18 protein-coding genes are annotated in these 26,305 nt (G+C 39.0%); 12 read left to right on the top strand and 6 right to left on the bottom strand.

The annotated features are described in order from the left end of the window. The first annotated feature begins 28 nt into the window (after positions 1-28). The 4 genes from CWD91_RS13510 (at position 29) to CWD91_RS13525 (ending at position 2,573) form a co-directional block, all read left to right on the top strand. Positions 29-967, top strand: coding sequence for a 2-hydroxyacid dehydrogenase (locus CWD91_RS13510; RefSeq protein WP_103441498.1), 939 nt, complete (start codon positions 29-31; stop codon positions 965-967). 107 nt (positions 968-1,074) lie between these two features. After that, positions 1,075-1,461, top strand: a complete 387-nt coding sequence (locus CWD91_RS13515; RefSeq protein ID WP_103441499.1) for a VOC family protein — start codon at positions 1,075-1,077, stop codon at positions 1,459-1,461. Positions 1,462-1,514: 53 nt separating this feature from the next. Continuing rightward, positions 1,515-1,967, top strand: coding sequence for a TM2 domain-containing protein (locus CWD91_RS13520; protein ID WP_103441500.1), 453 nt, complete (start codon positions 1,515-1,517; stop codon positions 1,965-1,967). Positions 1,968-2,081: 114 nt separating this feature from the next. Then, positions 2,082-2,573, top strand: coding sequence for a GNAT family N-acetyltransferase (locus CWD91_RS13525; RefSeq protein ID WP_103441501.1), 492 nt, complete (start codon positions 2,082-2,084; stop codon positions 2,571-2,573). Between the two features lie 38 nt (positions 2,574-2,611). On the opposite strand, the gene CWD91_RS13530 is transcribed toward CWD91_RS13525, so the two are convergent. From CWD91_RS13530 to CWD91_RS13540, 3 genes are all read right to left on the bottom strand, one after another. Beyond that, the gene (locus CWD91_RS13530; RefSeq protein ID WP_103441502.1) at positions 2,612-4,435 is read right to left on the bottom strand and encodes a GNAT family N-acyltransferase; all 1,824 of its coding nucleotides are present in this window, start codon (positions 4,433-4,435) and stop codon (positions 2,612-2,614) included. A gap of 86 nt (positions 4,436-4,521) precedes the next feature. Next, the gene (locus CWD91_RS13535) at positions 4,522-5,772 is read right to left on the bottom strand and encodes an aspartate kinase (protein ID WP_103441503.1); all 1,251 of its coding nucleotides are present in this window, start codon (positions 5,770-5,772) and stop codon (positions 4,522-4,524) included. Then, positions 5,769-6,248: a GNAT family N-acetyltransferase gene (locus tag CWD91_RS13540; protein ID WP_103441504.1), complete on the bottom strand. Its 480-nt coding sequence runs from the start codon at positions 6,246-6,248 to the stop codon at positions 5,769-5,771. Before CWD91_RS13540 ends, CWD91_RS13535 begins: the two co-directional genes overlap by 4 nt. A 113-nt stretch (positions 6,249-6,361) precedes the next feature. Here CWD91_RS13540 and fbp point away from each other — a divergent pair, with 113 nt between their 5' ends. Further along, the gene (fbp, locus tag CWD91_RS13545; protein ID WP_103441505.1) at positions 6,362-7,369 is read left to right on the top strand and encodes a class 1 fructose-bisphosphatase; all 1,008 of its coding nucleotides are present in this window, start codon (positions 6,362-6,364) and stop codon (positions 7,367-7,369) included. A gap of 47 nt (positions 7,370-7,416) precedes the next feature. Here the strand turns inward: fbp and CWD91_RS13550 are convergent, their stop codons facing one another. After that, entirely contained in the window at positions 7,417-7,839 is a 423-nt protein-coding gene (locus tag CWD91_RS13550) for a tellurite resistance TerB family protein (RefSeq protein WP_103441506.1), read from the bottom strand. A gap of 470 nt (positions 7,840-8,309) precedes the next feature. Here CWD91_RS13550 and CWD91_RS13555 point away from each other — a divergent pair, with 470 nt between their 5' ends. From CWD91_RS13555 to CWD91_RS13585, 7 genes are all read left to right on the top strand, one after another. Beyond that, positions 8,310-10,352 (top strand): response regulator, encoded by a 2,043-nt coding sequence (locus CWD91_RS13555; RefSeq protein WP_103441507.1) that lies wholly within the window; start codon positions 8,310-8,312, stop codon positions 10,350-10,352. Positions 10,353-10,945: 593 nt separating this feature from the next. Then, entirely contained in the window at positions 10,946-11,458 is a 513-nt protein-coding gene (locus tag CWD91_RS13560; protein WP_103441508.1) for a heme-binding domain-containing protein, read from the top strand. 300 nt (positions 11,459-11,758) lie between these two features. Further along, a complete protein-coding gene (locus CWD91_RS13565; RefSeq protein WP_103441509.1) occupies positions 11,759-12,910 on the top strand; it encodes a FecR family protein in 1,152 nt (383 codons plus the stop codon). A gap of 130 nt (positions 12,911-13,040) precedes the next feature. Further along, entirely contained in the window at positions 13,041-16,610 is a 3,570-nt protein-coding gene (locus CWD91_RS13570) for a SusC/RagA family TonB-linked outer membrane protein (RefSeq protein ID WP_103441510.1), read from the top strand. A gap of 11 nt (positions 16,611-16,621) precedes the next feature. After that, on the top strand, positions 16,622-18,358 hold the full coding sequence (locus tag CWD91_RS13575; protein WP_103441511.1) for a SusD/RagB family nutrient-binding outer membrane lipoprotein: 1,737 nt from the start codon (positions 16,622-16,624) through the stop codon (positions 18,356-18,358). A gap of 496 nt (positions 18,359-18,854) precedes the next feature. Next, entirely contained in the window at positions 18,855-22,223 is a 3,369-nt protein-coding gene (locus CWD91_RS13580; protein WP_103441512.1) for a SusC/RagA family TonB-linked outer membrane protein, read from the top strand. Positions 22,224-22,234: 11 nt separating this feature from the next. Then, positions 22,235-23,968 carry a SusD/RagB family nutrient-binding outer membrane lipoprotein gene (locus tag CWD91_RS13585; RefSeq protein WP_103441513.1) on the top strand — a complete coding sequence of 578 codons (1,734 nt, stop codon included), beginning with the start codon at positions 22,235-22,237 and terminating at the stop codon, positions 23,966-23,968. A 191-nt stretch (positions 23,969-24,159) separates the two neighbouring features. Here the strand turns inward: CWD91_RS13585 and CWD91_RS13590 are convergent, their stop codons facing one another. Together CWD91_RS13590 and CWD91_RS13595 are read right to left on the bottom strand one after the other, a co-directional pair. Next, a complete protein-coding gene (locus CWD91_RS13590) occupies positions 24,160-24,750 on the bottom strand; it encodes an RNA polymerase sigma factor (RefSeq protein WP_103441514.1) in 591 nt (196 codons plus the stop codon). Between the two features lie 366 nt (positions 24,751-25,116). After that, positions 25,117-26,295, bottom strand: coding sequence for an acyl-CoA dehydrogenase family protein (locus CWD91_RS13595; protein WP_103441515.1), 1,179 nt, complete (start codon positions 26,293-26,295; stop codon positions 25,117-25,119). Between the last annotated feature and the right edge of the window lie 10 nt (positions 26,296-26,305).

Consider the following 26,305-nt stretch of genomic DNA (forward strand, 5'->3'; position numbering starts at 1 on the left):
TGTATCTTTACAGTATAATATTTAGTTTATGAAAGTTCTCCATTTAGATGTAAACCACCCTTTGATCATAGAACAATTCAATGCCTTGGGGTTTCAAAATGATGAAGATTACACTTCCTCCAAAGAGCAGATTGAAAATAAAATCGGCGAGTATGATGGGGTCATCATCAGAAGCAGGTTTACTATCGACGCGTCTTTTTTGGATAAGGCAACCAACCTAAAGTTCATTGGCCGTCTTGGAGCAGGATTGGAAAATATAGATACTGAACATGCCAAACGACTGGGAATATTTCTAGCGGCCGCACCTGAAGGAAACAGAAATGCCGTAGGGGAGCACGCTTTGGGAATGTTGTTGTCTCTCTTCAACAAACTTAATAAGGCAGATAAAGAGGTGAGAAATGGCAAATGGGATCGGGAAGGAAATCGCGGTATTGAATTGGACGGTAGAACGGTAGGGATTATCGGCTATGGCAATATGGGCAAGGCCTTCGCCAAAAAGCTAAAGGGCTTTGATGTAGAAGTTATTTGTTACGATATTGTTGGGGGAGTAGGCGATGACAATGCCAGACAAGTTGGGATTATGGAATTAAGACAAAGGGCGGAGATACTTAGCCTCCATGTACCGCAGACCGAGGCTACCAAGAATATGGTCAATGCCGATTTTTTAAATGAATTCAAGAACCCGCTGTGGTTGATTAATACTGCTAGGGGCAAATGCGTGGTAACGGAGGACCTTGTGGCCGCAATGAAAGATGGCAAGGTACTTGGAGCCGGTTTGGACGTGCTTGAGTATGAAAAGAAGTCTTTTGAAGATATGTTCAGTGAGTCGGAATTACCAGAGGCTTTTACCTATTTGATCAATGCCGAGAATGTGTTGCTTACTCCCCATGTAGCGGGATGGACCGTAGAGAGTAAAATTAAATTGGCACAGACGGTGGTAAATAAGATCAAGGTGAAATTTTGTTAGCCCGGTATTTAACAAGTCCATTTAAGTTTTTTTGGCCCTTATGGGTTGTGCTTCATTTATAGAATTGTCGTACATTTTAAAATTATGGAAATCAAAATTGGACTATCATGAAAAATAGAGTTACAGGATTGGGTGGTTTTTTCTTTAAGACCAAAGACCCCAATGGTATTAAACAATGGTACAATAAACACCTTGGCCTTAATACCGATCAATATGGCTGTACTTTTTGGTGGAAGGATAAGGAGGGTGAAGATTGTTCTACCCAATGGAGTCCCATGAAAGATGACACCAAATATTTTGAACCGAGCAAATCCAATTTTATGATGAACTTCCGAGTGGAAAATTTGGTGGAACTACTGGATGTTTTACGGGAAGAAGGTGTTACAGTTGTAGGTGAAATTGAGGAATACAATTACGGTAAATTTGGCTGGATTTTAGACCCTGATGGCAATAAATTGGAATTGTGGGAACCCAATGATAAAGCGTTTCTGTGATTGGGAAATAATTATTACATTTAGTACTATTATTAATCAACTAAAATACAACCATGTCGGAAGAAAATAAAGATTTAGGAGATAAGGCTGAAGACGCTGCAAAAGGAGCCGCAAAAGGAGCTAAGGAATCAGCTAAGGAGTTTGCAGAAGATGCAAAGGAATTTGCAGAGGACACTAAGGAAGCGGCCAAGGATTTTGGACAGGAAGCCAAAAAAACAGCCGATGAATTCAAGGAAGGTTTGGCCAGTGCCGGAGGAGATAACAAAAAATTATTGGCGGGAATCTTGGCAATCTTATTTGGATGGCTGGGGATACATAAATTTATTTTGGGATATCAAAAGGAAGGTATCATTATGGCGGCAGTAGGTGTCTTGGGTTGGTTTCTTTGTGGGATACCGACTATGCTGGTATCAATAGTTGGCTTAATTGAAGGTATCATGTATCTAACAAAATCGGACGAGGAATTTTATAATACCTATCAGGCAGGTAGAAAACCTTGGTTCTAATAAAAGTTTAAAGTCGGATTTTTTTAGTCCGACTTTATTTTTGTAAATATTTATCGTAATATTACGATTAATCGAGTATTGGATTTGATTGGTTTAGTCCTTATTGGTATTTAAATGGAAATTCGAGAAATGTCAAATGGCGATTGGCCACTTGTGGCCAAAATATATCAGGAGGGTATGGATACGGGCTTCGCTACTTTTGAGAAAGAAGTGCCAGCGTTCCAAGTCTGGGATGAGGCACATTTAAAGATAGGTAGATTAGTGGCTGCCAATGGAGAAAACATATTGGGATGGGCAGCACTTTCCCCTGTATCCAGCAGATGTGTTTATGGCGGTGTTGCAGAAGTGAGTATCTATATAGCGGAGGAAAATAGAGGGCAGGGAGTAGGGAAATTGCTTATGCTTCAGTTAATTGATGAAAGCGAAAAAGCGGGATTGTGGACCTTGCAATCGGGAATTTTTCCTGAAAATAAAGGAAGTGTGGAATTACATCTCAAGATGGGATTTCGCTTTATCGGTAAAAGGGAGCGCATAGGTAAACGCGACAATGTCTGGAAGGATAATCTGTTGTTCGAAAGAAGAAGTGTTCTTGTGGGGGTCCATTAAGCTTTAGGGGGGGCTAAAGTCGCCTGTTGGACAAGTGCCTAGACCAGGCCTTCGTCTTCGTGCTGCCCATCCGCCAACTTTCGCTCCAATTCTGCCTGGAACTCCTCCATAACCGGCTTAACGGTACTTTCGGGCAGATCCGCTATTTTAATATACATTAATCCATCTACTGAATTATTAAATAATGGGTCTACGTTAAAGGCTACTACCTTGGCATTTTGTTTAATGTATTTTTTGATCAGTACGGGAAGTCTTAAACTGCCTGGTTCCACCTCCTCTATAAGCCTATCAAATTTGTTGAGATCTGCTTCGGTTTCATCAAATATAAAGTCCTTGTCGGCATCGTTAAGTTTAACCTTGAATTCCTTTTTGGGCCTAATGTATTGTGCTACATAAGGGTCCCAATAGTTACTTTTCATAAATTCTATCATCAAGGACTTTGAAAAGTTGGAAAACTGATTGCTGATACTTACCCCTCCAATTAAAAACTTGTGATCCGGAAATCTCAAGGTGGTGTGTACAATGCCTTTCCACAATAGGAAAAGAGGCATTGGTTTTTGTTGATATTCCTTAATGATGTAGGCCCTGCCCATTTCAATGGATTTGGACATCATGCCATAGAGTTCAGGTTCAAATCGAAAAAGGTCCTGTAAATAAAACCCATCTATGCCGTGTTCCTCAAATATTTCCGAACCCATTCCCATTCGGTATGCCCCAACTATTACCTTTTCCTCATCATCCCAAAGGAAGAGGTGGCGATAATAATTATCAAATTTATCCAGATCAATGGCATTGTTGGTTCCTTCGCCTATGGCTCTAAAGGTAACTTCGCGCTGCCTGCCTATTTCTTTTAGAATAAAGGGCATGTCCATGGCCTTGGCCAAGAATACCTCGTAATTTTTGCTTTGTAACAGTCTACAATCCTTTACCCTTAAACGTTCAATTTCTTCCTGTATAATCTCGGTACTTACTGCAGTTGCAATCTTTCTTGGGGCTTTCGGTAATTTTAAACTGGTTGGGATCTGGTCCAACAACCTTTCCTTTTCATAGGCGTTGGAGAGCATATATGTTTTACGGCGCAATAGTTCCGCAAACTCGACCAGATTTTCCTGTTCGTTCTGTGTCTGTACAGAAATGGGTTGCCCAATACGCACCTTTATGATCCTGTTCTTTTGCGAAGTAACTTCTGAAGGTAATTTAGCCGTTCGGAATACATCACTTATCTTGGATAAGCGATAAAACAACCGACTATTTTTTGCATGAAAATAGATGGGGACCACAGGCACTTCGGCCCTTCGTATCAGTTTTAAAGCGGCCTCCTCCCAGGGCCTATCCACGATTAATTTTCCGTCTTTATAGGTAGATACTTCACCTGCAGGAAAAATTCCCAAAGGATGGCCGTCCCTCAAATGCTGCATCGCATTCTTAAACCCGGAAATACTGCTTTTGGCATCCTTATGGGTCTCAAAAGGGTTAACGGGAAGAATATAGGGCGCCATTGGCTCTATCCTATTCAATAAAAAGTTCGCGATTATCTTGAAGTCCGATCTCTGTTTTAAAAGCAATTTTAGGAGCAGTACCCCGTCTATGCCGCCGAGAGGGTGATTGGAAATTGTAATATAACAACCCTGCTTCGGCAATCGTTTAAAATCTTCCTCTGGAATCTCAAATTTTATTTGATAATGGGCCAAAATCGCATCTAGAAAAGCAAGTCCTTCCAGGTGTTTATGGTCATTGTAAAAACGGTTAATACTGGAAATTTTGGTTACTTTCATAAGCAACCATCCAATAAACGTTCCCAGAAAGCCGTATTTATCCAGATTAATAGCCTTAGCTACTTCCTTTGCGGTTACTAAACCCATGCCTTAGTGTAATTTGGTAAGCGCTAAGATAGGAAAATCGCTACAGCAATCCCGAAAATAACATACCAACAAATTAATTCATTGCCCTATTGTACCACCAATTGCACTGTTTCCTTTCCTCTTTGTTCCAATAATATTTCTTTACCTTTTTGGAGCGAGGTTATGGCTTCAATATCAAAATGTCTAATGGTATATAAAGATACACCCTCATGGTGCACTACTTTAAACCTACTTTTTAGAAGGTTTAAAAGTTCTTCCAATTTACCAAATTTATTATCCATACATACGGAAAAACTAATAGCTGAATTCTGTATCAGATCCACTTTCATCTGATGGTCGTGGAGCATTTTAAAAAGTTCACTTATACTGTCTTCTACAATAAACGAGAAGTCCAATGATGAAAGCTTCATTAGTACCTGATTCTTTTTAACAATAAAACAGGGTACCTTGGGTTCTATCCCAATTCCTTTGCCCACAGTTGTACCCTTGTCCCTAGGATTGATAAAGGATTTTACATGTAGCGGTATTTCCTTTCTCTGCAAGGGTTGTAAGGTTTTAGGGTGAATTACCGAAGCGCCATAGAAAGCAAGTTCTATAGCCTCCCGGTAGGAAATATTGTTCAACAATTGCGTTTTTTCAAAATACCTGGGATCAGCGTTCAGGACCCCTGGGACATCCTTCCAAATGGTGACCTCTTCGGCATTTAGGCAAAAGGCCAAGATGGCAGCCGTATAGTCAGAACCTTCCCTTCCCAATGTAGTTGTAAAGTTATTGTCATCACTTCCCAAAAAGCCCTGTGTGATATTCAATTTGCGCTTATCTATCTTTTCGGTAACATTAATTTGGGTTTTCTCCCAATTTACTATTGCATCGCGATAATCGTCATTGGTTTTGATCAAGGTACGCACGTCCAACCATTGATTGGTTATTCCAATTTCATTTAAATAGGCACTAAGAATGGTAGTGGATACCAATTCGCCGTAACCTACAACCTGATCATATATAAAACCATACTTGGGAGACTTGTTCCATACCAAAAATCCCTGCACTTCATCAAAAAGAGTTTTGACACTTGCAAAAACGGGGTGTTTATCATTAGGGAATAGGTTGTGCAGAATTGAATCGTGGTACTGAATAACTTCATGTATTGCCGAGGACAATTTCGATTTATCCTTGAAATATGCATTTACAACATCTTCCATGGCATTGGTGGTCTTGCCCATTGCGGAAACTACCAATAAGGTATTTTCATGGCCAACCTCCTTTAAGACTTTAACAACGTTCTTTATACTTTCGGCATCCTTAACCGATGCTCCTCCAAATTTAAAAACCCTCATAGTTTATTTAAAAATTTTTGAATTCCTTTTTCATCCAAATGAACCACATTCCAATCCCGCATAACCTTGGCACCTCTACTTTCGTAAAAGGCGATTGCCGGATCATTCCAGTCCAGGACTTCCCAATTAATGCGTTTAACACCAAGTTGATATCCGTGTTCCACCACCTTGGTCAATAAGGCGGCACCCAGCCCACTTCCTCTCATAGATTCGGTAACGATCAAATCTTCTAAATGGATAATTGGACCTTTCCAAGTGGAGTACCTGTTAAATAACAGGGCCATCCCAACTATTTCCTCATCGGCCTCCGCTACATAGCAGTGAAATAACTTATTGCTTCCAAAGCCATCCCTCTTTAAGTCTTCAATACTTACCTCTACGGCGTTCTCTTCTTTTTCAAAAACGGCCAACTCCTTAATCAATTTGTGCACTTGTGCCATATCCCTGGCCTCGGCATCTCGAATGATGTACTTCATAATTGTTACAAATAAAACACAAAGTTATAAATTTAAAAAATCAATATTTTACGAAAACGTTGTAGTTTCACAAATTAACCGATATTTGTGCTCAAATACACAAAGCTTTCGTAATGCAAAGAAAAAATACCACCCTAGGGGAATTCATTATTGAAAACCAGTCGTCTTTCCAATATTCCTCTGGGGAGCTTTCAAAACTTATTAACGCTATTCGGTTGGCGGCAAAAGTGGTAAACCACGAAGTTAATAAGGCCGGATTGGTAGATATTATCGGGACGGCAGGGGACACTAATATTCAGGGGGAAGACCAACAAAAGTTGGATGTTTTGGCCAACGAAAAATTTATTCAAACTTTAATAAATCGTGAAATTGTCTGTGGGATCGCCTCCGAGGAGGAAGATGATTTTATCAGCATTAACAGCAGTGACAATAAACACCAAAATAAGTACATTGTTTTGATCGATCCTTTGGACGGCTCATCAAATATAGATGTCAATGTTTCGGTGGGGACTATATTCTCCATCTATAGACGGGTTACGCCTATTGGCACCCCTGTTGCCCTAGAGGATTTTTTACAGCCGGGGAGGGCCCAGATCGCGGCTGGTTATATTGTTTATGGTACCTCTACAATGTTGGTCTATACCACAGGTGATGGTGTAAATGGTTTTACTTTAAACCCTGCATTGGGGACATTTTATCTTTCCCATCCCAACATGGTGTTTCCGGAAACGGGTAGAATTTACTCCGTAAATGAAGGCAATTATGTACATTTTCCGCAGGGTGTCAAGGACTATATTAAGTATTGTCAGAAGGAGGAAGGTGATAGGCCTTATACCTCAAGATATATTGGATCTTTGGTGTCCGATTTTCACAGAAATATGATCAAGGGGGGAATCTATCTATATCCTAAGAGTAGTGTTGCAGCTGAAGGAAAATTGCGGCTACTATACGAGTGCAACCCTATGGCATTCATTGCCGAACAAGCCAATGGAAAGGCAAGTAATGGGTTTAAACCTATCATGGATATAAATCCCACGGAATTGCACCAAAGGGTACCTTTCTTTTGTGGAAGCAGAAAAATGGTAGAAAAGGCCGAAGAGTTTATGCTGGCCACAAAGTAAGAAAAGGAGCAATGAGCTCCTTTTCTTACCTATCTTCGGAATATTGCCTAATGTTTTAAAAGGTATAAATAATCCTCAAAATCTATTTTTCCGGAGAAAATATCTATAGATCTTTTAATAATCAGATTGGCACTTTCAGACCTATACCCCAAACCAATGGCATATTTGGTTATTAGAAGCCTCTCCTCTTCATCAATTACATTATCAACGAAAATTATTCTGAACAAATCAAATAATCTTTCTAGACGTTCTTCGGAACTGGCAGGTGGATTAATGGGGTATTTATTTTCCGATTTCATAACCTCCTTGTATTCGTCTTCCGTAATATCAAGTTTGTTGGCAAAACGGTCCAATAATTCTTTTTCCTTGGTGTTTATTGCACCGTCAACAGCGGCTAAAGTAGTAATTGACGCAAAATGCGCTAAATTTCTTCTATGCGTTCCAGAACTATATAAATCAACATAAGACATACTCATAAATTTTATTTACAACAAAGATAATTTTTTTAGAAAAGTTAATTTAGAAATTTCATTAATAATTTCGTTAGGTGATCAATGTCCTCCGTTTGTCAAATTAATTGAAACTGGGTTTATGGATGGTTCTAAAAGTTTGCATTCCGTTAACCGGATATGAGACAGCCATGGAGGTCTTGGAAATCTCAAAATTCAGTCAATGCATTTAACGGATAAATAATGCCTGCAATGACCCTGGGTTTCTTGAGGGCCAAATACAAAAAAAAATGGTTGTAATCAATTGGGACATAAGGGTTCAGCTGTGGTTTGCCAATTTTTTGTAAAAATTCATTCAAGGGGTAGACCGTATTTGGAACGGACCGATATTATATGCCTATTAAAGAGCGATATTTTTTATTTATTGTGATATCTTTGACAACAACAACCAGCAACTGAACTTATAAATTACGTTCTAGAGAAAACCTAATATGTCTTTTAAATTTTCAAAAAGAGAATTAATCTATCCTTTTTCAGTATTTGCAGTTTTAATGACTGTTGTTGCTCTTTTGTGGAACCTCTCCCTAAAGGCGGACAAAGAACTGCTTAGGAAGGAGATAGAGATTAATGGACTACTTCAATCCCAGGCATTTTTATCATCAGGTCAAAACAGTATAATTGCCTTGGAGAATCTTATGGAACGTATGGAAATGAGCCATGGGGATTATTTCCAATATTGGGAAGAGGATGCCGAGCTTATTCTAAAACAAAATCCTTCCTTTAAATTCGTGGAATGGATAGATAGTTCCCAAGTTATTAGAAAGATTATGCCATTTAAAGGCAATGAGGCAGCGGTAGGTTTGGATCTTTCGAATCATCCTCGGCAAGCTGAATGGCTGCGACATGTAAAGGATTCTTCAACCAACCTAACTTCTTGGATACCCTTAACACAGGGAGGACATTCTTTTTTGGTTGATGTTCCTGTTTTTTTTGGGGGAAAATTTCAGGGAACCATAACTGCTGGAATGGATTTTACCCTTACTTTCAATGAATTGGCATTGGGAATGGAAAACTATGCCATTGAAATAAAGGATGATAAGGGTGTCACTTTCTATAGATTCAATGATCCCGCTCCGAGCGACTTTAGTGAAGAACTTATTTTTGAAAGGTCCTATGAGGTGGATGAATTTGATGGCCAAAATTGGACTTTTTATTTAATGCCCCGTAATAAGGGGATATTGACAGGGAGAAAGAAATCGTCTTCAAGCATTTTAATTTTTGGAGTATTGATATCCCTGCTCATGAGTTTATTGATCTATTTTTATCAATCCTCCATTGGTGAGAACAAACGCTTTAGGGAATTAAATGTTAAGCTCAGGGATATCAATAAAAGTATTAGGGATGAGCGGATAAAAGCGGAAAGGGCTTCCAAGTCCAAAACCGAGTTTGTGTCCAACATGAGTCATGAGATCAGGACTCCTTTAAATGCTATTTTAGGTTTTATAGAAGTTTTAAAAGAGTCGAAAATTGATAGTTCCTTAAAGGAATATCTGTCTTTGATGGATGTCTCTTCCAAAAAATTACTGTTGCTGGTGAACGATATTTTGGAGATAGATAAAATAGAATCCGGTCAGGTAACTTTTAAAAAGGACGTCTTTTCCCCATCAGATGAACTTAGGAATATTATTAGTATCTATACGCCCAGTATTGAGGCTAAAGGCCTTTATGTGCGTTCGGAAATTGATTCGGTGGCCAAAATCCACGTTATAGGCGACATTGGAAAGTTTGGCCAGATCCTCACCAATCTTTTAAGGAATGCCTTAAAATTTACCGAAGAGGGCGGAATAGATATTAGTTACGAAGAACGCGTAGTAAACAACGACCTAAATATTAACATCGGCATAAAGGATACAGGAATAGGAATTCCAAAAAGTAAGCTAAAAACTATATTTGACAGGTTTACCCAAATAGATTCCGGTATCACAAAAAGGCATGAAGGTAGTGGGCTAGGGCTGTATATTACCTATCTTTTATTGGAATTGTTAGAGGGTCATATTGAAGTTGACAGTACGGAAAATGTGGGTTCGGAATTTATGATATCCCTTAAATTCCCAATAACGGAGGTGCAACCGGAAAAAAATGTTCCCGTTGCCAACGATGTAGATTTAAGCGGGTTTAAGGTTTTGATCGTAGACGACAATAGAATAAATGTGGTTGTTCTAAAAAAGACCCTGGATACCTTTGGTATAAATACCTATTGGGTAGGCAATGGAAAAGAGGCTGTAATGGCTGTGGCCGAAAATGACTACGATTTGGTCTTTATGGATATTCATATGCCTGAAATGGATGGTTTTGAGGCTACCGTGGAAATAAGGAAGACCAATAAAGACCTTATTATTATTGGTTTCTCAGCGGATGTTACCAAGGAAACCATTCAAGGCGCCCTGGAAGTTGGAATGAACGATTATTTTACAAAACCTATTTCGTTTGATAAGCTTAGACAGAATTTGTCCAATTATCTTATTCGGGTATAGTACGGTCTCTGCGGTGTTCTTCACCTTTTGCACAGCTTTATGGAGTTGACCATTTTTTTTCCTAGCCGAAATTTTGATTTTTTCATATTTCAAATTGATTAAACAGACTTTTCGCGCCTGGATAAAACAGGCTTCTAACAATCTCATTAATTGATTATTTAGTTATAACGAGTTTAAAATCAGTATTTAGCATTAATATTAGGATTTATTTTTCTGCCCTTGAAAATTATTTCAAATAGAAAATCTACTTCGAATGCAAATTCTTTACTCCTAAATCATAATAGTAGAAAAAAACCGAAGGGACCAACGGATTGGTATTACTATTTCAATTTAAACTTTATAAACGTTTCCTAGTATTAGGTTGGTATGATAATAGGGTAATACTGTCGTAGTTAGTGTTAAGGCTATTTAGTCAATAAGTTAGTCAAATAATAAAAATTAAACCATTTACTCGCTAAGTGGGATATGAATGCTCTGACGCTTGCCCTGAGGTAATTGACTAAAAAACGGGTCCAATCAAAAAAAATATTACTTTAGTACTAAGACAAGGATGAGTAATTCAGGGAATTTATCATTAAAAATCACTTTTTATTATGCTTAAAAAGATATTAATAGGCCTAGCTATAGTTTTGATTTTGATTCAATTTGTCCGTCCAGATAAGAATATTTCAGATGACAATACATATGGTATTTCTACTAAATATAAAGTTCCCGAAGATGTTAATTACATCTTGGATGTTTCCTGTATGGATTGCCATTCCAATAAGACTGAATATCCCTGGTACTCCAATGTTCAGCCTGTGGCCTGGTTTTTAAATGATCATGTGGTAGACGGCAAAAAGCATTTAAATTTTTCAAACTTCACAAAGTTGCCTTTGGCAATCCAATATCATAAATTCGAAGAGATTGTAGAAATGGTGGAAGAGAAGGAAATGCCAATACCGTCCTATACCTATTTTGGACTGCATCCTGAAGCCAACCTTACCCAAGTGCAACAGGACAAAATTATGGATTGGTCCAAGGCCCAAATGGCATATTTAAAGGCTACATACCCTGCAGATAGTTTGGTAAGGAAGAAAAGACCTCAGAAATCCCCTTCAAAATAAAAATTTAAGCTTGGCAATAATGGCAACTTGGTACATAGCCGTGCCCAGTGTGTGTCATTGGTAAGCAACATTGGAGTCATCTATATTAGGACTTTAGATCCACCTAACATTTTCACGATAAAAATAGATTAAAACCTTGGATTCCTGGTCCTTCCTTAACACATGGAATCGTTCTGGTCACTTCTATTGGCAGTGACCCCATTTTTAGTCCGAGCTGTTGTGGAAAAATAAATTTCTTTTTTTTCATTAAAAACCTAGGGTGTTCCAATTAGGCTACGTCGTACTAATATAACACCTAGCATGATTCCATCCAATATAGAAATAGGGATTCTTAAGTACCTCGATAAAACCGCCACGGCCAAACAGCTTCAAGAGTTGCAAGATTGGCTGGAAGATCCTTTGAACAAGGAGCTCTTCAATGATTATGTGCTCATGCACTATGCAATCATTATGGGACTCAATAAAATGGATGATCAGCCGATGAAGGAAGAATTGATCCGTAAAATCCAGAAAGAGAAACCCGGCATTAAAAGATTACACCCGCAAATCCTACTTAAAATTGCTGCAGTATTGCTCTTACTCATAGGATTTGGTTATTTTTTCAATCAAAAATTCAATGAAGTCAATGTAGAAGAACTAATTGACCCCAACCAGATTACACTTCAGTTGGATAATGGAAACATAGAGGTTATTAGTGAAGATGGAAAGCGAAAGATAATCGATGCAGAAGGAAACGAAGTGGGAGTGCAAAAAGGAAATACACTTAACTATAATGAAGGTGTTGATTCGGAAAAACTAATTCATAACCAGTTAAACATACCCAATGGAAAGCAATTTGAATTGGTCCTGTCAGATGGCAGTACTGTATTTCTTAATTCAGGATCTTCCATAAAGTACCCGGTGAAATTTTTACCGGGCAGGACCAGAGAAGTAGTCTTGACTGGAGAGGCCTATTTTGCTATTGAAAAAGATAGCATAGATCCATTTATTGTCAATATAAATGATTTAAAAGTTCGGGTTTTGGGCACGGAATTCAATCTTTCCTCTTATCCTGAAGATAAACAAGTTACTACAGTTTTGGTCACAGGATCGGTTGGCCTATACAAAGGTGATGTTTATGGGCCGGCAACTACCACTTTTATGAAGCCTGGTTTTAGGGGGGTGTATGACCATTCAAGTGGTAACATATCTCTGGACGAAGTGGACACCAGTCTGTTTACGAGTTGGAAATCGGGAAAACAGGTGTTTAGAAGTATGCAGTTTAAAAACATCATTAAGAAATTGGAGCGCACTTATAATGTTAGTATTGTAAACAATAATAAAGAACTGGGCGAACAGTATTTTAGTGCCAGTTTCGACAAGGATGAGCTAATGGTACAAATCTTCGCTTCCTTTAGGACAAGCTATAGGTTTGACTATACGATTGAAAATGATAAAATAACCATAAACTAAACGGGAATACGATATGAATTAAAAGAAATAAACCGCAAATAGGCTCAAAAAAACTGGAAGATGCGCGAACATCTCCCAGCCAAATACCAATGAGCAAATAAATACTCATCAAAATAATCAAAACAAAAATATGAAAATCCTTTTTAAAATGAGGGGTAGGCAGCTATGCCCCCCGGAATTTAGTTTAAAAATGAAGTTAACCACCATTTTACTCTTCATTGCACTATTTAATATTAGGGCTAATAACTATGCCCAAAATACACGAATAAGTCTGGATCTTAATGAGGTCTCCATTGAAAAAGTGTTAAATGAGATTGAATCCCATACCGAGTTTAAATTTCTCTATAATATAAAAGATGTGGATATCAGTAAACTTGTTACCCTTAAGGTGAACAAAGAAAGGGTCAAGAGCATATTACATACACTTTTTCTCAATACCAATGTGTCCTATGAGGTATTGGACAAACATATTATCCTAAAAAGAAGCGAAAACAAGTACATTAAAAGTGTTCCCAATAAAACCGATACTCCTGTACAATCGGAAGTCCAAGGAATTGTTAAGGACAGCGATGGAATGCTTTTAGCGGGTGCAAATGTGGTTGTAAAAGGGACTACCAAAGGAGTGGTTACTGATTTTGATGGCTATTTTAGTATTGCTGTACCCAATTCTCAAACCGTTCTTGTCTTCTCCTATATAGGAATGGAGACGAAAGAGGTTGTTGTGGGGAACAATACTAATATAAATGTTGTGATGGACCCTTCAGCCCAAAAAATGGACGAAGTAGTGGTTACGGCTTTAGGAATGAAGCGAGAAAAAAGAGCCTTGGGATACTCTGTAGGGGAGGTTGATGGTGAACAAATGAACTTGGTACCTCAAGAAAATGCCTTGGGCGGATTGAGTAGTAGGGTTTCTGGTTTGGATATACGAAGGTCTGGGAACGACTTAAATGCGGACACTTTTGTGTATATTAGGGGTAGAACCTCGTTGTCAGGAAATGATGAGCCTTTGGTTGTTGTAGATGGTTCCCCTGTTGGAAGTACTGCTGTTTTGGGTAATATAAGCGCCATGAACATTGAGAGTGTTTCCATATTAAAAGGAGCAAGTGCAGCTGCACTTTACGGTTCCAGAGCAGGTAACGGGGTAATCCTTGTTACTACTAAATCTGGCGCAGGTCTAAAAAAGGGAATTGGCGTTTCCTTCTCCTCAACGGTTACTTTAAATACGCCCTATAAATATTTTGAAACTCAGGATCAATTTACCAATGGGCAAAGAGGTATTTTTGATGAAGCCACTTGGCAACATTGGTACGGCCCGGGAGAAGGCGGCTCTGCAATACAATATAATAGCAATGGTGAAGCAGTGCCTTTAACGTTTTATAAGAACCCACAAAAAGATTACTTTAGAACGGGAGTAACTACCATAAACGATGCTAGTATAAGTGGAAATTATGACAAGGGTAACTTTAGATTAGCAGTATCTCATTTAAAAGGAGAAGGGTACTCTCCTGGCACCGAACTTCAAAAGCTTGGTTTCCGACTAAATACCGCCTATAAGATAACGGATAATGTTACCGTTTCTACCAATTTTGATATTTCTAACCCCAATTCTGACAATAATCCAATTCGATATCTAAGTGGTGATAATCAATATTTTGATTTATTCAATATCGCGCCACATATTAACATCAATGACCTAAACGGGGATTATTGGGAAACACCGAATGTACAGCAACGCAATGTTACGGATGGGTATAACAACCCTTGGTTCGCTGCCAATGAACGAATCAATAAATTTGATAAGTTAAGTGGTTTTGGGAATATTAAGCTAGACTGGGAAATTACCTCAAATTTTAGTGCAATGGCTCGTGTGGCGTATAGTGGCAATTACAATAAACAAGAAACGTTAAAACCGTGGTCTTTTCAAGGATTTGGTGGGGGAACCACTAAGCCAACTGGAGCGTATAACCTAGATAATAGTAATTCTAAAGAAACTAACGTAGATGTTTTGTTTTCCTATGATAAGAAATTTGGAGATTTCCGTATATCCCCTTCTGTAGGTGGAAATATATTGAATAGTGAAGTTAACACCTATAGTTCGGGAGGGGACAATTTGGTGCTTCCTGGTTTGTTTACCCTGGCCAATGTAACCAGAGGAGGTTTGGAATATGGTAATGGTACTTTTAAAAAAGCGGTATACAGTGTTTATGGAATGGCGACATTGAGCTATAAAAATATGCTCTACTTGGATTTAACGGCACGTAATGATTGGTCTAGTACCCTTCCTAAGGAGAACAGTTCTTATTTTTACCCATCTGTATCAGGTAGTGTTTTAATCTCTGAAATGTTCCAAATGCCATCTTGGGTTTCGTTACTTAAATTGCGCTCTGGATGGGCAGAAGTTGGAAAGGATACCGATCCTTATTTAATACACCCAACTTTAACCCAAGGATTTTGGGGGAATGACTTTACCTATTCACTTCCTGGAAGTATGCCAAATACGAAGCTAAAGCCAGAAATTGCTACTTCTTATGAGGTAGGTGCTGACTTAGGTTTTTTTCAAGGTAGATTAGGACTTGAAGCTACCTATTACAAGACTCAAAACAAAAACCAGATATTAAATGTGAATGTCTCTCCGCTTACGGGGTATACCAGTACCACTATTAATGCTGGTAATGTGGAAAATTACGGGTTTGAATTTGGATTAAATATGGTTCCTATTAGAACAGAAGATGTTGAATGGAACATGAACGTTAACTTCACTACACAGGAAAGTAAACTTGTAGAGTTGGTAGACGGTATTGATCGTGTTGATTTTGGAGGAGGAACAGATGGTGGTGCTTTTACAAGAGTAGGAGGGATCATTGGAGATATGTACTCTCCTTATATAAAGAAAGTAGAGGAAGGGGAGTATGCGGGATGGAATATATTGGATTCCAATGGTAGATGGGAAGTTGATAGAGCTCGGGAAAACCAAGTGAAGATGGGGAATTTTAACAACGATTTTTCTGTTGGGATGAACACTTCAATTCGATATAAAAACCTTACCCTATCTGCTAGTTTCGACTGGAGACAGGGTGGAGATTTCTACTCTGAATCTATGAAGAGAATGGCGCGTTCTGGTAAAATCGAGGATTGGCAAAATGGAATCAGTTCAAGTACCTTTTCAGGAATCTTAGATGCTAATTCTTATCCTGATGGAGCAACGCTGGCCAATGAAATTAAATCAAACCCTATTTATAGAGACAACGATGTCTGGGTTGGAGGAAGAAATGAAGCATTAGGTGGATTTGAATTTAATGGAAATAACAACGGAGCTTTCTTTCCAGGGGTAATAGACAATGGTGATGGAACGTATACTGAAAACTTTGGAGATACGGGCACAAAATTATTTGACGCCTATAGAGTTGTAGAGTCTAGTGGTAGTTACTGGAGAACTGGTTATGCGTTTTTGTACGACGCATCCTTTGTTAAGTTAAGGGATATTACCATGACCTATGCATTGCCTGCTCAAGTGGCTAAATTTATTTCGGCTGAAAATGTGGCCATTTCGGTTTATGCCAAAAATATAATGCTTTGGACTGCAGCCGGTATCGGAATCGACCCTGAGCTAGCCTACGACCAAGGAGACCAGGGATTTGAAGAATGGAATGTGGGCCCATGGACCGCCCCAGTAGGCCTTAGACTAAACATAAGTTTCTAAAAAAAATAAAAATGACTAGAATAAAGAATAAAATAATTGCACTGTTACTGCCAATGGTAGTACTTTTCGCAACATCGTGCTCCGAATCTCTGGAGGAGATAAATGTGAGCCCAAATAGTTTACCAGACACAGAGATAGATATTAAATTTGTGCTGACAGGTGTTTTCGCTCAATCTGCTTCAATTTCTTCAGATATTACTATTAGTGGCGGTGAATTATCAGCGGCTACTCAATATTTGCAGCGAGATTTTACAAGTTTTGAGGAGAATAACTATGACTGGGGGCCCAAAAGTTTTGCCTCTTTCTATGAGCCTTTAAAAGATAGCCAATATATTTATAATCGTGCAGGGGAAGAAAAGACAGGGAAGGTGAAAGATTACTATCAGGGAGTTGCTTTAATCATGAAATCCTATTGGTTTGGTTATTTGACATCTGCTTTTGGTGATTTGCCTTATGCGAAAGCCCTACAGGCAGAAAATGGAGGGGACGAATTTTTTAAACCGGAATATGATAATCAACAAGCCATTTTTAAGGGAATAATAAACGATTTGGCCGAGGCAAACTCACTTCTAAAGGGAGCCGGGGTCATTCAAGAAGTTTCTGATGCAGACATTATATACCATGGAGATGCCTTAAAGTGGCAAAAACTTGCAAATTCCTTGCGTCTTAGGTTTTATATGCGCTTATCAGAAAAGGGAGGTACCGATATTAATCCAGCTGCGGAAATTTCGGCTATAGTTGGAAATAGTGCTGAATATCCTATAATGGTAAATAATGGTGACAATGCCGCTATCGGATTTGTAGGTACCAATAGCGACAACAGTTGGTACGGAGGCCCATTAAGAAGTAGTAATCGTTCTGAGTTTTATCGTAGGAAACCATCAGCTACTATTGTTGATGATTTAACGGCTTTGGGCGATCCAAGACTTACCGCTTGGGTGCGACCAGTAGATGTGCAACTTATGGAGGGGGCTACCAATGAAATAGTAGAAGAAAATGGAGCATTAATACGTTATACTACGGAAGATGTAGATGCTAGGAATAATGATGCTGATAAGGAGAATGATTTGAATACCTCTCTTTTTGTTGGTTTGCCAGTTGCTTTAACAGATCCAAACCAATTTCCAAAATTAACGGATGGTATCAATGTTAATGAAGTGGTAGCGTCTCTAGATGGGAGCGTCTATCTGGCTGCTGCATCTAACCCTCATGCTTCGTATTTATCAGAAATGTATGCGGAGGATGCGAATCCAATGGTAAAGGCAGTATTAATGAATGCCGCTGAGGTACAATTTATTTTGGCTGAGGCTAGTGTCCGTGGTTGGATACCTAATAGCGCCTTAGGGTATTACAATAGTGGTATTCAATTATCAATGGCGCAGTATGGAATTTCTGACGGAGATGCATCGGCGGTGTATGATAAAGCGAACAACACCCTTATTGTTTTTGATCAAGGAGTGTATATGGCACAAGCGGGTCAGATTTTTAATGATGCTACAGATAAAATGGTGCCTATTATGCACCAAAAATGGATTTCTCAATGGTTCACTCCAGAATCATGGTTCGATTGGCGTAGAACAGGACTTCCGAATTTAAACGTCAACATTATTTCTGGAGCTAAAGGGCAAGCAACTCCACTCAGATTTGGGATAGACGATCCTTTTAATGAAGAGAATTTGTTGCAAGCCATAGGTAAATTGCAACCTGCTGAAAATGATCAGTGGTCTAAAATGTGGCTATTGCAATAGTAAAGATTTTTTAACAATATTTTACCCAGGCTTGGTTGCTAATTGCATCCAGGCCTGGTTTGTTTTGAGGTATTTCTGACCTAAATATGTAATTTTTTTAGGAACCCATAATTTTTTTAGGGTAAAATTTTGAATAAAGTAAAAATAAATTGTTACTATTGCTTAATCGATAAAGCGAATTTGTTTTAGATTGGGAGCGGACTTGACGATAATTTAATGCCAATAGGCTTAATCGTTAAAGCTATTTTGATCTAAAAGATTGGACATTGTATCGGAAATTGGGTAGTGTGTAAGGCGAACAAACATAAATTATTTTTAAAACTTCAACCAAGCTATTGCCGAAATTCCGAATGCCTAAAATAATATTAAGACCAAACTATAAACCGAAAAAAATATGAAATAAACCAAATGAAAACCAACACATTATAATTGGAAGATGCGCGAACACCTTCCGATAAAGAGTAAATAAATACCCATCAAATAATCACACTAAATTATGAAAAACCTTCTTAATGTTAGGAGTAGGCGGTCCTGCCCTCCTAAAAACAATTTAAAAATTAAGCTTTCTATCTTGCTGATCTACGGTGCTCTTTTCAATATTAGTGCACACACGTATGAAAATAGCGAGTACATACTTTTTGGACCTAATATCATTAGTAACGACTTTGGAGCCTTAGAAATTACTGCGCAACAAATTGAAATATCCGGAACTGTAAAAGATGTTGACGGAGAGGTGTTGCCAGGAGCAAACATTGTTTTAAAAGGAACTTCCAAAGGGGTGGTGTCAGATTTTGACGGAAACTTCACTATTGCTGTTCCCAATGCACAGGCCGTTCTTGTTGTTTCCTACATTGGTATGGAAACCAAGGAGGTGGTAGTGGGTAATCAAACTTCTTTGGAGGTTTTACTGGATTACGCCGCTGAAAAAATGGACGAGGTCGTGGTTACGGCTTTGGGTATGAAACGGGAAAAAAAGGCTTTGGGCTATGCCGTAGCCGTAGTCGAAGCTGAAGCCTTAAATCAGCAGCCCAATACAAATGTATTGAGCGGCCTATCTGGTAAAATGTCTGGAGTGCAAATAAACGAAATGGGGGGTGACATTAATGCTAAAATGAATGTGATTATTAGAGGTCAGACCTCTTTGACAAGTAACAACGAGCCCCTGCTTGTTATTGATGGCTCACCTGTGGGTAATACTGACGCTATGCGCGATATAAGCTCTTTGGATATAGCCAGTATTTCGGTACTAAAAGGAGCGAGCGCTGCTGCTCTGTATGGTTCAAGAGCTGGTAACGGGGTAATTCTTATTACTACTAAATCTGGTGAGGGCGCTAAAAAAGGCATCGGAGTTTCGTTCACACAGAGTACCACTCTTAGTGTACCCTATAATTATTTTGAGTTACAGAATACCTTTACTACAGGTCAAAAGGGTCAGTTCAACGAATCGTCTTGGCAGTATTGGTATGGTCCAAGAGCAGGTGTTGAAGCAGTGCAATGGAATACCAATGGGCAAGCCCAACCTTTAGTAATGTATGATAATAGTTTACAAGATTTCTTTCAAACAGGGCTATCGACCCAAACGGATGCCAGTATAAGTGGCAATTATGACCGTGGTAGTTTTAATTTTTCCATTAACCACATGAAAAGTGACGGAATTACCCCTGGAATGGAGTTGAAAAGACTTGGATTTTCGTTGGCGACTAGCTATAAGATAACCGACAAGGTAAAACTCACTACCAATATTACTATTTCTAAACCTACATCAGATAATTTACCATTAACGAACAACGGAAGTGATGATATATATATGGATATTTTTGCGAACGCACCGCATGTGAATATTAATGACCTTAAAGATTATTGGGAAGTGGAGGGTTCGCAACAAAGAAGGGCTGGAGCTCTTCCTAATAATCCGTGGTTCTCTGCCTATGAAAGAGACAGAACCTTAGATCAAATTCGAGGCTTTGGAAATGTGCGACTGGATATCGATATTTTGCCTGGTTTAACAGCTATGGGCCGAGTATCATTTAGTGCTAATAATGAAAAAATTGAGTCAATTTATCCTTGGTCTTATGACGGATTTGGTAGTTCTGCTGTAAAACCTTTTGGGGCGTACGAACAAACGAAGCTCGATGAAAGAGAGTCCAATGTAGATTTCTTATTCTCTTATGATAAAAAAGTAGGTGACTTTAGAATTAACCCTTCTGTTGGTGGAAACTATTTGAATAGCAGAAATACAAGCCTTTATGGAGGTGGTGACGTTCTTACATTACCGGCCTTATATACCCTGTCCAATGTAGCCAGGCCGGGGCTGGGTTATAATTCAGGCGTATTCGAAAAGGAAATTTACAGTCTGTACGGATTGGCATCCTTAAGTTTTAAGGAAATGGTTTACCTAGATTTAACGGCACGTAACGATTGGTCGAGTACACTACCAAAAGAAAATAGATCTTATTTCTATCCGTCGGCCTCGCTAAGTATGTTGATTTCAGAAATGACTCAGATGCCGAGTTGGGTATCCTTGGTCAAACTTAGAACGGGTTGGGCAGAAGTTGGAAAGGATACCGATCCGTATTCAATAAATCCAATATTGAATCAAACTTTTTGGGGTAACGATATTCAATACTCCGTGCCCGGGAGTTTGCCGAACACTGCGCTTAAACCAGAAGTAGCCACTTCCTATGAAGTTGGAGCCGATTTAGGTTTCTTTAATAATCGTCTTGGATTTGAAGGAACTTGGTATAAGACACAAAATAGGAACCAAATTATTGGGGTAACAACATCGCCAATGTCTGGTTTTAGTAGTGCAACGATTAATGCTGGTAATGTTGAGAACACTGGAATAGAATTGGCTTTGAATTCGGTGCCAGTACGTACGGCTAATTTCGAATGGAATTTAGGTTTTAATTTTACCAAACAGGAAAGTAGATTGGTAGAATTAGTGGAAGGTATTGATAGAATTGGTGTAGGTAACGCGGGAAGCTTAACACAGCAGACCTTTGTTGGCGGTATTATTGGCGACCTATATTCAACCAGCGTGTTAAGAGTTGAATCAGGCGAATACGAGGGCTGGCCCATACTCAATAATAATGGGGGCTTAACATTTCAAACAGACAACGCACTAAAACCCAAGGTAGGTAAGAGTACAAATGATTTTAACGTGGGTATGAACACTTCTTTTAAGTATAAGAATTTCACTTTATCCGCCAATCTTGATTGGCGACAAGGTGGTAATTTCTACTCCGAAACCATGAAGAGAACATCACGTTCTGGTTGGGTTGATAAATGGCAAGGTGATGCCGGTACTTTTAGCGGAATTTTAGGTTCCAATTCTTTTAATGGTGATGGAACTGCTCTTGCTAATGAAATTAAATCCAATCCTACCAAATACCAAGCTGATAATGTTTGGGTGGGGGGAAGAGATGCACAAACGGGTGGTTTTCCTTATAACGGATTTGACAATGGTTCTTTTTGGCCTGGGGTAGTGAAAAATAGCGATGGCACTTATACCGAGAACTTTGGTGGTCCTGGAACAAGGTTGTTCGATGCTTATAAAGTCGTGGAACCGGGTGGTGGATTATGGGATGTGGGATCATCCTTTATGTATGATCTTTCTTTTATTAAGTTAAGGAATATTACGTTTACCTATGACATGCCTCAAAAATTTGCCTCAAAAATTTCGGCCCAAAAGGTTTCATTCTCTGTTTTTACAAAGAATATTATGATATGGAATGCAGCTGATATTGGCATAGATCCTGAACTTGCCTATTATCAAAATAACGGTTCTTACGATATAGGAAAAGAGAAATGGAACGCCCTCCCATGGGTTGCTCCCGTAGGATTTACAATTAATTTGACATTTTAAATAGATAAAAAATGAAAAAGATATATAAAACTTTAAGATGGTCCATTCTATCAATGAGTATGCTTGTCGTGTGCTCTTGTAGTGATTCGCTGGACGAGACCAATATTAGCTCCAATACCCTACCGGAGAGTAAGATCGACATTAGATTTGTTCTAACGAATGTGCTAACCTCTACAGCTAAAAATGAGGCAGAAACCAATTACAAAGCAAGAGAGGTAAGTGCTGGCAGCCAATATCTTCAACGGGATAATGTTGACTTCTATAGCTTCTATTTTGTTTGGGATACCAAAAATTTTAATAGTTTCTTCCCAATCTTAACCAATAGTCAATATATATATGACCGTGCGGAAACGGAGAAGGAAGGTGATGAACAAAAGTATTACCAGGCGGTATCCCTTATTATGAAGTCATATACTTATGGTTTTTTGACTTCAACATTTGGTGATATCCCATACTCAGAAGCCATAAAAGGCGAGGATAGAGGTGATGCCTTTGCGCCGAAATACGATGCGCAAGAGGATGTTTTCTTGGGCATATTATCAGACCTTTCAACAGCAAATGATATGCTAAAAGGTGTTGGTACCATCGGTATTGCATCTAGCGCAGACGTAGTATTTCAAGGTGACGGTCAAAAGTGGCGAAAATTTGCCAATTCATTGCGTTTGAGATATTGTATGCGTTTATCTGAAAAAACACTTACAGGCTTGGATCCTTCGGCAGAGATAGCGTCTATAGTCAACAATCCTACTGAAAACCCTATTATGACGGATATTGGTGATAATGCTGCGGTAAAATGGGTAGGCTCTGCTTCTGACAACAGCTTTCCCGGGGGGCCACTTTCGTATACTTTTCGATCGGAATTCTATAGAAGAAAACCTTCTGCTACTATTGTGAAAGATCTTATCGAATTGAAAGACCCAAGATTAACGACTTGGATAAGACCGGTAGATGTTCAAATTTTTCCAGGTGCTACTGATGGAGTAGAGTTGGTTGATGGTAGGGTAAGGCGAAACACTACGGTAGATATTGCTGGAAGAAATGCCGATTCAGATTTGACCAATGATGTTAATACTTCCTTGTTCGTTGGACTTGGGGTTGCGCTAAGTGCACCCAATGACTATAATATGGGAAATACGGTTACCGATGTACGTTCCGGTATTACAGCGCTGGATCCAGATATATATTTGGGAGATTCATCCAATCCACATATCTCTTATCTAACCAATATATATTCCGAAAATGCGAATGAATTGTCGGCTACTATGTTTATGAGCAGCGGCGAAACCCAATTTATTTTGGCGGAAGCGAGCGAACGAGGTTGGATCGGCGGTAACCCAATGGATTACTACCTTAACGGAATTGAACTATCTTTTGATCGCTGGCAAATTGCTGACGGTGCCAGCTCCGCGATATATGATGAAGGCAGCAATTCTCTGGTCGATTTTGATAAGGCTGCTTATATGGCCAATGCCCAATCAATTTACACCAATGCAGCAGACAAAATGGAACCCATAATGCATCAAAAGTGGATTGCAGGCTGGCTGACAGCTGAAGCATGGTTTGACTGGAGAAGGACAGGCTTGCCAGAATTGGAAAAGAATGTTATTCAGGGTGCAAAAGGTCAAGATATACCTAAAAGACAAATCTTGTCGGATCCCTTTAATGAAGTTAATCTAACCCAAGCTACTGGCAGATTGCAGCCTGCAGTCAATGATCCATGGTCCTTAATGTGGTTATTGCAATAATCTAAAGCCAAGTCTTTTGAGATATTTTTCCAGACCTGTATGCCGTGCGCTTGCAGGTCTGGTTTTTTGTGAAATATTCTTGTTGATGGTAATGTCTATTGGATCACTAAATTAATCTTGGTGCGGATGCATCCTTAAGATAGGTTGCAATCTTCCTTAAAGTGAGTGGGAGAAGTAGAATTGACCTTGGATTAGGCCAATTTAACCATAGACAGGAACATCAGGACCAATTTCTTTAATTTGACCTCCGTTCCTTTTCTAATTATGTTGTATGCATTCGTAATTTGACCTTCTACCGCTTTAACGGAAATATTTAAATAGGCAGCTATCTCAGAGTTGGTAAGGCCATCTTGTTTGCTCAATAAAAAAACCTGCTTACATTTGGCGGGTAATTGCTCCACTTCCCTTTTTACGAGGCTTATTTTTTCCTCTAGAAGTTGATTGTTGGCGTCGTCCACCGCAATATTTACCGCATTCCAATATGCTTCATCCAATGAAGTGGTCGGTTTATTTTTTCTGATATTATCAATAAATTCATTGTAAACCGATTTGTACAAAAGACCTTGAAAGGATTCCCTGATATTTATATTTTGTCTGCGTTCCCATAATCGTAAAAATACGTTTTGAACTATATCCTGGGCCTGTGGGTAATCATTGGTAAAGCTATAGGCGTAGATCAAGAGTTTTTTGTAGTAAGTTTCCATCACCTGTTCAAAAGCTTTCCCTTCTCCTGCGATGAGTTGTCCAACTAAAACTACGGTATTGCGATCTGCATTGGTCATTAGGGAGAGGGTTGTCCAGGTTCTAAAACTGGTGCAAGGAACTTAAAAGCTAAGGATCTAAAGTTGCCTCATTGTTAATAAATCAACATATATAGGTAAATATTATCTATTTCTCGGGTTAATATACTTAAAATATGATTTTAAAAAAAATAAATCGGGCTAGAACAGAATTCCCTAATTCCTTAGTTTAATTATTTATGGGATTATACCATGATTTTGACTTTTTCATTTCACGATTTTGGAACAAACTATCTATGTATTGGTCTTGTTGGCAGTAGTACGGAGAAATGAATTAAAAAACCAGACCAAGGAATTCTTGTCTGGTTTTTTATATTTTTTTGGTTAAAAGGGAAGGGGTACGGCTACTTATTGAAAAGCAGGAAGTCCTGTAATATCCGCCCCTGTAATCAATAGGTGAATATCGTGTGTGCCCTCATAGGTAATAACGCTTTCTAGATTCATCATATGGCGCATTATGCTATACTCCCCTGTAATACCCATACCTCCTAAAATCTGTCTGGCTTCACGGGCTATCTTTATGGCCATGTCCACATTATTGCGTTTGGCCATTGAAATTTGGGCTGTAGTGGCCCTACCTTCATTTTTTAATTGACCCAATCTGAAGGCCAACAATTGCGCTTTGGTGATTTCTGTAATCATCTCTGCCAATTTTTTTTGTTGGAGCTGGTAAGCAGCAATAGGTTTACCAAATTGTATGCGTTCTTTGGCGTACCTCAAAGCGGTGTCATAACAATCCATCGCTGCACCAATGGCACCCCATGCAATCCCATAACGGGCAGAATCCAAACAACCCAAAGGTGCACCTAGTCCACTTTTTCCGGCCAACAGATTTTCTTTGGGAACTTTAACATTATCAAAAATTAATTCTCCAGTAGCTGACGCACGCAACGACCATTTATTATGGGTCTCGGGTGTGGTAAAACCTGCCATGCCTCTCTCTACAATAAGCCCGTGTATACGTCCCTCCTCATTTTTTGCCCACACCACGGCGATGTCGGCAAATGGAGAATTGGATATCCATAGTTTTGCCCCATTTAGAAGGAAATGATCTCCCATATCTTTAAATCGGGTTTCCATACCACTTGGGTTGGAACCGTGATTGGGCTCGGTTAACCCAAAACATCCCATAAATTCCCCAGAGGCAAGTTTAGGCAAGTATTTTTTTCGCTGATCTTCGTTTCCATAGGTGAAAATAGGATACATTACTAAAGAAGATTGTACCGAGGCAGTTGATCGTACCCCGCTGTCACCGCGTTCTATTTCCTGCATAATGAGTCCATAACTTATCTGGTCCAATCCGGCTCCGCCATATTCTTCAGGGATATAGGGTCCAAAAGCGCCAATTTCCGATAAACCCTTAATAATTTGCTTAGGGAATTCTGCTTTTTGGGCATATTCTTCTATGATAGGGGATATATCGCGCTTTACCCACTGCCTGGCTGCATCGCGAACCAATTTATGTTCTTCTGATAAAAGGTCGTCTAAATTGTAATAATCAGGGGCTTCAAATAAATCGGGTCGCATAGAATCAATT

The organism is Arenibacter hampyeongensis (assembly GCF_002909255.1).
Classification (GTDB): domain Bacteria; phylum Bacteroidota; class Bacteroidia; order Flavobacteriales; family Flavobacteriaceae; genus Arenibacter; species Arenibacter hampyeongensis.